Origin of the sequence: Rhodococcus sp. HM1, assembly GCF_023218075.1 — a bacterium.
Lineage (GTDB): Bacteria > Actinomycetota > Actinomycetes > Mycobacteriales > Mycobacteriaceae > Rhodococcus.
Window position 1 is genome coordinate 53,427 of the sequence record NZ_JALPTB010000010.1, and the last position, 12,715, is coordinate 66,141.

General features: G+C 69.8%; 6 protein-coding genes. 4 read left to right on the forward strand and 2 right to left on the reverse strand.

Annotated elements, in window-relative coordinates; genetic code table 11:
* Nucleotides 1-136 precede the first annotated feature (136 nt).
* Nucleotides 137-640 carry a hypothetical protein gene (locus M1M07_RS08055; protein WP_231610323.1) on the forward strand — a complete coding sequence of 168 codons (504 nt, stop codon included), beginning with the start codon at nt 137-139 and terminating at the stop codon, nt 638-640.
* 215 nt (nt 641-855) lie between these two features.
* Nucleotides 856-1,302 (forward strand): hypothetical protein, encoded by a 447-nt coding sequence (locus tag M1M07_RS08060; RefSeq protein WP_248673850.1) that lies wholly within the window; start codon nt 856-858, stop codon nt 1,300-1,302.
* Nucleotides 1,303-1,389: 87 nt separating this feature from the next.
* Here the strand turns inward: M1M07_RS08060 and M1M07_RS08065 are convergent, their stop codons facing one another.
* Entirely contained in the window at nt 1,390-4,236 is a 2,847-nt protein-coding gene (locus M1M07_RS08065; RefSeq protein ID WP_248673821.1) for an FAD-binding and (Fe-S)-binding domain-containing protein, read from the reverse strand.
* Between the two features lie 119 nt (nt 4,237-4,355).
* Here M1M07_RS08065 and M1M07_RS08070 point away from each other — a divergent pair, with 119 nt between their 5' ends.
* Both M1M07_RS08070 and M1M07_RS08075 read left to right on the forward strand, forming a co-directional pair.
* Nucleotides 4,356-7,634, forward strand: a complete 3,279-nt coding sequence (locus M1M07_RS08070; protein ID WP_248673822.1) for an arabinosyltransferase domain-containing protein — start codon at nt 4,356-4,358, stop codon at nt 7,632-7,634.
* Nucleotides 7,635-7,740: 106 nt separating this feature from the next.
* Entirely contained in the window at nt 7,741-11,007 is a 3,267-nt protein-coding gene (locus tag M1M07_RS08075) for an arabinosyltransferase domain-containing protein (protein ID WP_231610327.1), read from the forward strand.
* A 160-nt stretch (nt 11,008-11,167) separates the two neighbouring features.
* On the opposite strand, the gene M1M07_RS08080 is transcribed toward M1M07_RS08075, so the two are convergent.
* Nucleotides 11,168-12,709 carry an acyl-CoA carboxylase subunit beta gene (locus M1M07_RS08080; RefSeq protein ID WP_248673823.1) on the reverse strand — a complete coding sequence of 514 codons (1,542 nt, stop codon included), beginning with the start codon at nt 12,707-12,709 and terminating at the stop codon, nt 11,168-11,170.
* Between the last annotated feature and the right edge of the window lie 6 nt (nt 12,710-12,715).

Here is a 12,715-nt window from a genome sequence, read left to right on the forward strand (position 1 = left end):
TCTGCCCCCGATCCCCGACGCGGTAACCGGCGAACCTCGTCCACCCCGCGCACCCCGAATCCATCAGGGAAAGGAGCAGACACCGCAGTACCGCCAACCCCGAAATCCGCCCCCATTGCCCAGCGGCCACGGACCCATGCTCGAGTGGATCCAACCGAGCATCCGCCTTCAGTACGGTGCGGCCGCAGCAATGGCGGGAATACTTGTCGTTTTCGCGATCGTTCGAACGGGCGGATTCGAATGGCTCCGCTGGTGGTGGTACTGGGCACTGCTCATCGTCGGATCCTGGATAATGTTCCGTGCCACGAGGAATCATTGGACCGCTGGCGGTGCCACCTGGGTGCAGTGGCGCAGCAGTTGGGTCGACACCTATCGCCTCACCCGCATCCGCTTCTCTGCTGACGGAACCAACCGCGTCCTGCGTCTGCGTGACGCGCACGGCAACGAAATCCACTCCTTCAAAATCAACCAGCTCCAAGGCAACCCCGACCTCTGGGACCTCGTCTACAACGGCATTCTGCACTCCGTGGCGTCGGGCAACTGCGACATCGACGCAAAAACCCGCCAAATCCTGCAGATCCCCTACGAACTCGGACCACGCCCCACCGGAAAACGCGCCGACCGAAGACGACTCTGGTGAACGCCCCAAACTCCGGCATCGAACTGCCGCCGATGCCCGACCCGAGTACCGGCGAACCCCGGCCTCCTCGCGCGCCACGGGTGGGGCATGAACGCCCGAACACTCCCAGCGACCGACTGCCACGCACTCGGCCTGCCCCGCCACCCGCCGAGTTCGGCCCGATGCTCGAGTGCGCTCAGCCGAGGTTCTTCGACCGGTTCGGCGGGGTCGTAGTGATGTTCGCAGTACAAGCGTTGTACGGCACCGCGCAGAACTGGGGCTTGGAATGGATTTCCTGGTGGGGCTATTGGGCGATTATGGGAGTCTCTGCCTGGTTCATGTACCTCATGGGCGATCGCTGGACCGCGGCCGGAGCCTCCTGGGTGCAGAAGCAGAATTCGTGGGTCGACACCTACCACCTCACTCGTATTCGCCTCAACGCCGGCGATGCCGCCCGATCCCTGTTCCTCGACGACAAACACGGCAACGCGATACGCAGCTTGTCGCTCGCGCAGATCCAGGCCAACCCCGACCTCTGGGACCTCGTCTGCAACGGCATCCTCCACTCCATCGCATCCGGCGACTGCGACATCAACGCCAGAACCCGCCGAATCCTGCAGATCCCCTACGAACTCGGACCACGCCCCACCAGAAAACGCGCCGACCGAAGACGACTCTGGTGAACATGGCCTGTGACCACCCGAGCGGGAGGTTGTGCGCGAAATCCTCGGGAATATCGCACACAACCTCCCGCTCGGCGGAGGCTCAGGTCAGGACCCGGAGGACGGGGGAATGCGGGAGGCGAGGAGCTCGGCCAGGTGCAGCCCGCGACGATCGGTGAGATCGGCGATCTGGGTGCGGCACGAGTAGCCGTCGGCGAGGACGACGTGGTCGTCGGCCGCCGCCTCGACCGCCGGGAGAAGCTGGTGCCCGGCGACCGCGACGGACACCTCGTAGTGGCCGCGCTCGACGCCGAAGTTCCCTGCAAGACCGCAGCATCCGCCGAGCCGGGTCACGTTCGCACCGGCGTGCCGCAGCAGGTCGGCGTCGGTGTCCCAGCCCATCACGGCGTGATGGTGGCAGTGCGGCTGCGCGACGACGGTGGTGCCGGCCAGCGACGGCAGCGGCCGGTCGGCGAGCAGTTCGGCGAGCGTCACCGTGGACCGTGCGACGACCCGCGCCGACTGCGACCCGAGCAGATCCACGGTGTCCGAACGCAGGACGGCGGTGCACGACGGTTCGAGCCCGACGATCGGCACCCCTATGCGGAACAGCTCGGAGACGGTACGGCCCAGTATTTTTCGTGCAGCGTCGAGCTGTCCGGTGGTGATCCAGGTGAGACCGCAGCACTGCTGCCGCTCGGTGACACACACCCGGAATCCGGCCGTCTCGAGCACCTGCACGGCGGCAATCCCGACCTCCGGCGTGAAGTAGTCGGTGAAGGTGTCGACGAACAACAGCACCGGATCACCCGTCCGCGACCGCGAGGCCGCGCTGTCGGCGAACCAGCGCCGGAACGTGCGCGTCGCGAACCGCGGGACGCTGCGTCGTCGATCCAGTCCGGCTACCGTCAACCCGGCGGCCGCGACCCCGGGCATCTGCGCCACGGCGTTGACCAGGCGCGGGGCGCGGCTCGCCAACGCCACCCAGTGCGGCAACCGTCCCAGCGAGTAGTGAGCGGCCGGGCGCGGACGGTTCCGGTAAGTCTGGTACAGCACTTCGGATTTCCACGTGGCCATGTCGACGCCGGTGGGACAGTCGGAGGCACAACCCTTGCAGGACAGGCACAGATCGAGCGCCTCGTGCACCTCGCGGGAGCGCCACGAATCGGTGACCAGACCGCCGTTGAGCATCTCCTGCAGCGCCCGCGCCCGCCCGCGGGTGGAGTCCTTCTCTTCGCGTGTCGCCAGATAGGACGGGCACATCACCCCGCCGGTCGCGGTCGTGTCGGCGCGGCACTTGCCGACGCCGGTGCAGCGGTGCACGGCGCGGGTGAAATCACCGTCGTCGTCCTCGTACCGGAACGCCAGGTCCTTCCGGATGATCTGTGCGGCAGGCACTCTCAGGTCACGATCGACCGGTGCCGGGTCGACGAGCACCCCCGGGTTGAGGATGTTGTCGGGATCGAACACCGTCTTCACCGCACCGAACAACCGGAGTGCCGCAGGCGAGTACATCAGGGGCAGCAGTTCGCTGCGGGCGCGGCCGTCGCCGTGCTCCCCCGACATCGACCCTCCGTACGACGCGACGAGTTGTCCTGCCGCGAAAAGGAATTCCCGCAGCAGTCCGGGAACCTCGAGCGGAATGTCCAGCCGGATGTGCAGGCAGCCGTCGGCGAAATGGCCGTACGGATACCCGGTGATCCCGTACCCCTCGAGCAGCGACTCGAATTCGCGCAGATACGCACCGACCCGCTCCGGCGGGACCGCCGCGTCCTCCCACCCGGCGTGCGCGGGCAGACCCGCCGGGCTGCGTCCGGCCAGTCCCGCACCGTCCTCCCGGATCCGCCACAACGCGGCCGCGCGCACCGCGTCCTCCACGAGCAGCGAGTCGACCGCTCCCCCGGCCTTCTCCAGCGCCGCAGCGCGGGCTCGGACCTCCCCGGCCTCGTCCCCGGACAGTTCGACGAACAGCCACGCCGCGCCGCGCGGGAGCGGGGGCACCGCACCGGGACCGCGCCGGGTGCGCACCACCTCGACGATCCGCGAGTCCAGCCCCTCGCACGCGGTCGGACCGAATGCGAGCACACCGTGCGCGGCGTCGCCGGCGGCCGCGATGTCCGGGTAGCCGAGCACCACCAGCGTCCGCACCGGCGGGTCGGCGACCAGCTGCACGGTCGCTTCGGTGACCACACCGAGGGTGCCCTCGCTGCCGACGAACATGCGGCGCACGTCGAATCCGTTCTCGGGGGCCAGGTGTTCGAGCCCGTAACCGGACGCCTGCCGCCCGAACCGGCCGAATTCGGTGCGGATCGTGGCCAGATGACCGGTCGCGACCGTCCGCAACTGCTCGAGCAGCGAGCCGGCACCCGGCAGCGACAGAACATCCCCGGTCCCGGCGATCACCTCGAGGCCGACGACGTTGTCGACGGTGCGCCCGTATCCGAGGGTGCGGGCTCCGCACGCGTTGTTGCCGATCATCCCGCCGATGGTGCAGCGGTTGTGGGTGGACGGGTCGGGGCCGAAGCGCAGTCCGTGCGGAGCTGCCGCGCGCTGCAGCTGCGCCTGCACGACGCCCGGCTGGACCCGCGCGGTACGCGTCGCCGGGTCCACCTCCAGCACCTCGTTCAGGTGCCGGGACAGATCCATCACCACACCGGGCCCGACGGCGTTGCCCGCGACGGACGTGCCGGCGCCGCGCGCGGTCAGCGGGACGCCGTATTCGCGGCACACCGCCAGCACCGCGGCGATCTCGTCGGCGGCGCGGGGCCGCACGACCGCGAGCGGCGGTACCCGGTACAGGGACGCGTCGGAGGAGTAGAGGGCCCGGGTGGTGGTGTCACCGCACACCTCGGCGACGCCCGCGGAACGCAGCGCCGCGACGAGATCTCCGTCGTGCAGCGGCCCGGCCCCGCCTCGGGCGGGCGGTGCGTCGACGGGATCGGTCGCGCGGGCCATACCGGACGATGCTAGTCCGACGTCTCGCGGGCTCGAGCGCGATCCGGGCGCGTGCCACGCAGGTGCTGCTGAACAGGCACGGTCCCCCACTGCCGCGTACTCGCCTAGCATCGACCTTTGTGCCCGCCGATTCCCCTTCGCCCGAAACGACCGCTTCCCCCGGCGCGACCGTACGCACGGCCCGCATCGTCGCGATCGTCACCGGGTTGCTCGGGTTCGTCCTCGCCCTGTCGTTGCCGTTCCTGCCGGTGAAACAGGAATCCGCGAGCGTGAACTGGCCGCAGAACGGCAGCCTCACCAACCTCGAAGTCCCCCTCATCACGTACTCACCGCTGGAGCTGCGCGTCAGCGTCCCGTGTTCGGCGGTCGGCCTGCTCGGCGAGGACGGCGGCACCCTCGTCTCGACCGTTCCCCCGGACGCCCCCGACGCCACCGAGAACGCGCTGGTGATCCGGTCGGTGCCGGGCCGGGACGGCGCCCCGGGCAGCATCGAGGCGGTTCTGCGCAATTCGGTGCTGGTGTCGGCCCCGACGGATCAGCCGTGCACGGCGGTGACCGTCGCCGCCAACGCGGAGCGGACCGCCGCGGAGATCGTCGGCCCGGGTGACGAACCCGTCACGACCGTCGAGGGCGATGTGCGCCCCCAGATGGTCGGGATCTTCACGGACCTGCAGGGCGCCGCGCAGGATCTGACGACCGGGCCGGCTGCGGAGCGGCTGTCGGTGCGCGCCGAGCTCGATTCGCGCTTCACCTCCACGCCGACGACCGTCAAGCAGGTCGCGATGATCGTGTGCGTCCTGTCGACGCTGCTCTCGCTCGTCGCGCTGCACCGGATCGACGGGGTGGATCGCCGTGGTGCCCGCCGGGTGCTGCCGGCCCGGTGGTGGCGGATCACCGTCGTCGACGTCGTGGTCGTCGGCACCCTGCTGGTGTGGCACGTCATCGGCGCCAACACCTCCGACGACGGCTACATCCTCAACATGGCCCGGGTCTCCGAGCACGCCGGGTACATGGCGAACTACTACCGCTGGTTCGGGGTGCCGGAAGCCCCGTTCGGCTGGTACTACGACGTGCTCGTGCTGATGACGAACGTGTCGACGGCGAGCATGTGGATGCGCCTGCCCTCGCTGATCGCCGCGATCCTGTGCTGGATGGTCATCAGCCGTGAGGTGATGCCGCGGCTCGGCGTCGCGGTGCGGCGCAACCGGATCGCACTGTGGACGGCCGGGCTGGTGTTCCTCGCGTTCTGGCTGCCCTACGACAACGGCCTGCGCCCCGAACCGATCATCGCCCTCGGCGCCCTGCTGACCTGGTGTTCCATCGAACGGGCCATCGCGACCGGACGCATGCTGCCCGCCGCGATCGCGGTGCTCATCGCCGCGTTCTCGCTCGCCGCCGGACCGACCGGCCTCATCGCGGTCGCGGCGCTGATCGCCGGTGCCCGCCCGCTCGTGAAGACGCTGATGGCGCGGCGGCAGCTGGTGGGCTGGTTCGCGCCGCTCGCCCCGATCCTCGCGTCCGGGACGGTGGTGATGGTCGCGGTGTTCGCCGACCAGACCCTCGCGTCGGTGCTGGAGGCGACCCGGGTGCGGTCCGCGGTCGGCCCGAACGTGCCGTGGTTCGACGAGCGGCTGCGCTGGGACGCGCTGCTCACCGTGTCGCCGGACGGGTCGCTGGCCCGCCGCTTCGGCGTGTTCGTGATGCTGTTGTGCCTGGTCGTGTGCGTGATGCTGATCCTGCGCAAGGGCCGCATCCCCGGCACCGCGATCGGTCCGTCGCGCCGGATCCTCGGCATCGTGTTCGCGTCGCTGCTGCTGATGATGGCCACGCCCACCAAGTGGACCCACCACTTCGGTGTGTACGCGGGCCTCGCCGGATCGGTCGCGGCGCTGGCCGCGGTCGGGGTCGGCGCCGCGGGCATCCGCTCGGCGCGCAACCGTGCCCTGTTCACGGCCGGGGTGCTGTTCGTGCTGGCGATGGCGTTCACCGGCTCCAACGGCTGGTGGTACGTCTCGAGTTACGGCATCCCGTGGTGGGACAAGCCGCCGTCGATCTCCGGCCGCGCCTTCTCCACCGCGCTGCTCGCTCTCACCGGTGTCGCGCTGGTCGTCGCCGCGTGGTTCCACCTGCGCGAACCGTTCACCACCGCGAAGCCCGACCGCAACGGGCGGGTGCGGGCGCTGGCGTCCGCGCCGCTGACCGTGGTCGCGGCGGGCGTCGTGCTGTTCGAGGTGCTGTCGCTGGTCAAGGGCGCGGTCGCGCAGGGACCGGCCTACTCGATCGCCCGGTCCAACATCGCGTCGCTGACCGGCGGGTGCGGTCTCGCCGACGAGGTGCTCGTCGAAACCGATCCGAACGCGACCGCGCTGGTTCCGCTCGAGGGGTCCGTCGCGGATGCGCTCGGCGCGGGCCGCGACGAAGGCTTCACCCCCAACGGGGTGGCGCTGGACCTGACCGCCGACCCGGAAACCACCACCAGCGGTGGCGCCAACACCGTCGAACCCGAGGAGGGCGGCACCAGCACCTCGACCGGTGCCGGCACCGGCGGCGGTCGCGGGGAGACCGGTGTCAACGGCAGCACGGTCGCGTTGCCGTTCGGCCTGGACCCGGCGACCACCCCGGTCCTGGGCAGCTACCGCACCGGCGTGCAGCAGAGCGCCGAACTCGAATCCGGCTGGTATGCGCTGCCGGAACGCACCGACGCGACGCCGCTGCTCGTCGTCACCGCCGCCGGACGCGTGCGGTACGTCGACCCGGACGGGGTCATCACCCCGGGTCAGGACGTGCGGCTCGAATTCGGCCGTACCGCAGACGGGACCGTCGAACCGATCGGCGCGGTCGCGCCCATCGACATCGGGCCGGCCCCGTCGTGGCGGAACCTGCGGGTGCCGCGCGAACAGATCCCGGCCGACGCGGACGCGGTGCGCCTGGTCGTCACCGACGGCGACCTCGCGCCCGGCCAGTGGGTCGCGGTCACGCCCCCGCGGATGCCGCAGCTGGAGACGCTGAACACGGTGGTCGGGGATCAGGCGCCGGTGCTGCTGGACTGGTCCGTCGGCCTGGCGTTCCCGTGCCAGCGCCCGTTCGGCCACCGCTACGGGGTCGCCGAGGTTCCGGACTTCCGGATCCTCCCGGACCGGGTCGGGGCGGACTCCACCAACGGCTGGCAGGACCACATCGGCGGCGGCCCGCTCGGCTGGATCCCGCTGCTGCTGACCGCGCAGACGATGCCGACCTATCTGAACCACGACTGGGACCGCGACTGGGGTTCGCTCGAGCGCTACAGCCCGATCGATCCGACCGCGACGACGGCGGAGATCCAGGTCACGGAAGTCACCCGTTCCGGGTTGTGGTCGCCCGGTCCGATTCGTGACGGTGTTCCGGATCTGATCGAGTGACCCAGGCTACGCCCAGGTAAGGGGGCGTGTCGCCACAGGTCACCGGCAGATAACATCGACAATCGTGCCCGACGACGTGACGACGACCACCGTTCCTCCTGCCGCCCTGCGGCCACCGGTCGTGACCGACCTGCGCGCGCAGTACCGCACTGCGCGCCTCGTCGCCATCGTCGCAGGTCTGCTCGGTGCACTGCTCGCGATCGCCACCCCGTTCCTGCCGGTGAAGGTCACCGAAGCAACGGTGTCGTGGCCGCAGAACGGCTCGACCGAGGCGGTCACCTCACCGCTGATGTCGCAGGTACCGCTGCGACTGTCCGCGACCCTGCCGTGCACGACCGTCTCGGAACTGCCCGACGGCGGCGGCATGCTGCTCTCGACCGCACCCGCCGACGGCGAGGGTGCCGCGCTCAACGCGATGTTCGTGCGGGTCGGCGAGGAGAACGTCGACGTGCTCGACCGCAACGTCGTGGTCGCGACCGCGCCGCGCAGCGAGGTCGAGTCGAGCGCCTGCCGCGAGATCACGATCTTCTCCGACGTCGACCGCACCACCGCCGAGTTCGTCGGCCTCAGCGACGAGAACGGCAACCCCCGCGCCGGCGAACTCACCGGTGACCTGCGTCCGCTCGTCGTCGGTGTGTTCAGCGACCTTAGCGCCGACGTGCCGGGTCTCAACGTCACCTTCGACGTCGACTCGCGCTTCTCGTCGTCTCCGACGGTCGTGAAGCTGCTCGCGATGATCCTGGCGGTGCTGTCCACGGCGCTGGCCCTGGGTGCCCTCGCCAAGCTCGACGTCACGGACGGTCGCGGACACCGCCGGTTCCTGCCCGCCCGGTGGTGGAAGTTCACCGGCGTCGACATCGTGGTCTTCGCGACGCTGATCGGCTGGCACTTCTTCGGCGCGAACACCTCGGACGACGGCTATCTGCTGACGATGGCCCGGGCGTCCGAGCACTCCGGCTACATGGCCAACTACTTCCGCTGGTTCGGCGTCCCCGAGGCACCGTTCGGCTGGTACTACGACGTGCTCGCGGTGTTCGCGAAGATCTCGACGGCCAGCCCGTGGATGCGCCTGCCCGCGCTGGTCGCCGCGATGCTGTGCTGGATGGTCATCAGCCGCGAGGTGGTGCCGCGTCTCGGCCGGGCGGTCCGCACCAACCGGATCGCGCTGTGGACCGGCGGCCTGGTGTTCCTCGCGTTCTGGCTGCCCTACAACAACGGCCTGCGGCCCGAGCCGATTGTCGCGCTCGGCGCCCTGCTGACCTGGTGTTCCATCGAACGGGCCATCGCCACCGGCCGGCTGCTGCCCGCCGCGTCGGCGGTGCTGGTCGGCGCGTTCACGCTCGCCGCCGCCCCCACCGGCCTGATGTGTGTGGCCGCGCTGCTCGCCGGTATCCGGCCCATGACGCGCATCGTCGTGCGTCGCCACCGCCAGCTCGGGACCCTGCCGCTGGTGGCGCCGATCCTCGCCGCCGGCACGCTGGTGCTCGTCGTCGTGTTCTCCGACCAGACCCTCGCGTCGGTCCTCGAGGCCACCCGCGTGCGCACCATCATCGGCCCCAACGAGGAGTGGTGGAACGACTTCCTCCGCTACTACTACCTGATGGTGCAGACCGTCGACGGGTCGCTGTCGCGCCGCTTCGCGTTCCTCACGATGCTGCTGTGCCTCTTCACGTGCCTGCTGGTGCTGCTGCGCCGCCGGCGCATCCCGGGCGTCGCGGTGAGCCCGTCGTGGCGGCTCATCGGCATCGTCTTCGGCACGATCTTCTTCATGATGTTCAACCCCACGAAGTGGACCCACCACTTCGGGGCGTACGCGGGCATCGCCGGATCCCTCGGCGCACTGACCGCGGTGGTCGTGTCCGCCAGCGCGCTGCGGTCGCGGCGCAACCGCACGATCTTCCTGGCCGGACTGCTGTTCGTGCTGGCCGTGTCGTTCGCGGGCATCAACGGCTGGTGGTACGTGTCGAGCTACGGCATCCCGTGGTTCGACAAGACGGTCTCGCTCAACGGCCGCCAGTCCAGCTCCCTGTTCCTGGTGCTGTTCGCACTGTCCCTCGCGCTCGTCGCCTGGCAGTATCTGCGCGAGGGCTACGCGCCGCCGCCGGAGAAACCGACGTCGCCGAAGGGCCGGCGCATCCGCGCGTTCGCCGCGGCACCGCTGACCGTCGTCGCGGGCATCATGGTGCTGTTCGAGGTGCTGTCGCTGCTCAAGGGCGCGGTCTCGCAGTATCCGGCGTACTCGCTGGCGCGCTCCAACATCGGGGCGCTCGCCGGGCAGACGTGCGGTCTCGCCGACGACGTGCTCGTCGAGGTCGATCCCAACCAGGGACGGCTCGAACCGATCATCGACCCGGCCAACCCGCCGCAGGACGGTGACGCGCTGGCCGGTGCCGCACCGCGCGGCTTCAGCCCCGACGGGATTCCGTCCGACCTGACCGCCGACTACGTCGAGGTCAAGCCGGGTCAGGGCAACACCGCCAACCAGAGCGTCGGACCGACCTTCGAGACCGGGTCCGGGGGCGGCACCACCGGCGGATCGGGTGCGCGCACCGTCAACGGCAGCACAGCGAAGCTGCCGTTCGGTCTGGACCCGGCGGTCACGCCGGTGCTGGGCAGCTACCAGACCGGCATCCAGGAACCGGCGATGCTCACGTCGAGCTGGTACCAGTTGCCCGAGCGCAGCGACGACGCACCGCTCATCGTGATCTCCGCGGCCGGCCGCATCTGGTCCGTCGACGACACCGGCGCCACCACCTACGGGCAGTCGATGCTGGTCGAGTACGGAACCCGGCAGCCGGACGGCACGGTCGAGGTGCAGGGCACCTATCTGCCGCGCGACATCGGCCCGGCCCCGACGTGGCGGAACCTGCGGGTGCCGCTCGCGGACCTGCCCGAGGACACGAACGTGGTGCGGATCGTCGCGAACGACCCGAACCTCACCGGCGACCAGTGGCTGGCGTTCACGCCGCCGCGCGTGCCGACGCTCGAGACCCTCAACTCGGTCGTCGGGTCCGAGCAGCCGGTGCTGCTGGACTGGGCGGTGGGCTTGCAGTTCCCGTGCCAGCGTCCGTTCGACCACCGCTACGGCATCGCCGAGATGCCGAACTACCGGATCCTGCCGGACCGTCCGCTCGCGGTGTCGTCGACCGACACGTGGCAGGCCGCCGAGTTCGGTGGCCCCCTCGGGTTCACCGAGGTGCTGGCCCGCCCCCAGCAGGTGCCGACGTACCTGAAGGACGACTGGGCGCGCGACTGGGGCTCGCTCGAGCGGTACACGCCGTTCTACCCGGACGCGACTCCCGCCGAGGAGGAAGCCACCGTGGTCACCCGCTCCGGCCTGTGGAATCCGGGCACCCTCCGCGTCTACGAGTGACCTGACGAAAGTCGGCCCGTACGGAACTTCCGTACGGGCCGACTTTCTGTTTACGCGCTGAGTGCGAATCCGCTCGTGCTGTAGCGCAGGCGAATTCCGAATCCCTGAGCGCATCCACCGGTGACGGAACCTTCCGCGAAGGTTCCGTCACCGGGGAGCGTCAGAGCGGGAGGAGGTGGTGCTTGCGCGGGTTCTTGAAGACCTTCTTGTCGCGCAGCAGGTTGAGCGCGCGACGGATCTCGAGGCGGGTCGTCGACGGCTCGATCACCGCATCGACGTAGCCGCGCTCGGCCGCGATGTACGGCGTCGCCACGTGCTCGTTGTAGAAGTTGATGAGCTGCTGGCGCACGGCCGGGGCGTTGTCGCCGGCGGCCTCGATCTGACGGCGGCCGATCACCGCGACCGCGCTCTCCGCACCCATCACGGCGATGCGGGCCGTCGGCCACGCCAGGTTGATGTCCGCGCCGAGCTGCTTGGAACCCATCACCGCGTAACCACCGCCGTACGACTTGCGCACGACCACGGTCACCTTGGGCACCGACGCCTCGACGTACGAGAACAGGAAGCGACCGCCGCGCTTGATGACGCCGATCTTCTCCTGCTCGACACCCGGCAGGAAGCCGGGGGTGTCGACGACGAACACGAGCGGAATGTCGTAGGCGTCGCAGACCCGCACGAAGTGCGCCGCCTTGTCGGCGGCCGCCGCGTCGAGCGCACCGGACAGGAACATCGGCTGGTTCGCGACGACACCGACCGGACGTCCGTCGACGCGTGCGTAGCCGGTGATGATGTTCGGCGCGACCTGCGACCGGATCTCGAAGAACTCGCCGTCGTCGAAGATCTTCAGCAGGACGTCGTGCATGTCGTAGCCGGCGTTGTCGGCGTCGGGCATGAACGTGTCGAGCTCGAGATCGTCGGGGGTGATCTCCGGTTCGAGACCCGGGTTGATGACCGGCGGCTTCTCCTGCGCGTTCGACGGCATGTAGCTCAGGTACTGCCGCACCCACTCGAACGCCGCCTTCTCGTCGGGGGCGATGTGGTGCACGTTGCCGTATTCGGCCTGCTTGCGGGCACTGCCGAGCTCTTCGAGGCTGACGTCCTCACCGGTGACGGCCTTGATGACGTCGGGGCCGGTGACGAACATGTACGCGTCCTCGGTCGCCACGACGACGTCGGTGTTGATCGGCGCGTACACGGCACCACCGGCGCACTTGCCGACGATGACCGAGATCTGCGGGACCAGCCCGGACAGCGGTTCGCTGCGCTTGCCGATCTCGCCGTACCACGCGAGAGAGGTCACCGCGTCCTGGACGCGGGCTCCACCGGAGTCGTTGATGCCGACGACCGGGCAGCCGACCTTCAGGGCGTGCTCGAGAACCGCCGACACCTTGCGTCCGAACATCTCACCGACGCTGCCACCCAGGACGGTCTGGTCGTGGGAGAACACAGCGACGGGCCGCCCGTCGACGGTCCCGTGGCCGACGACGACGGCGTCGCCGTAGAACGCGTCCGGGTTCCCGGGCGTCCGCATGAGCGCACCGATCTCGATGAAGCTGCCCCTGTCGAGCAGCATGTCGATGCGTTCCCGTGCGCTCGGGATGCCCTTCTTCGCGCGCTTCGCAATCGCGGCCTCGCCCGCAGGCTCCTTCGCGATTTCGAGTTTCTTGCGCAGGTCGGCCAGCTTTTCTGCCGTGGTGGTCACTACTCG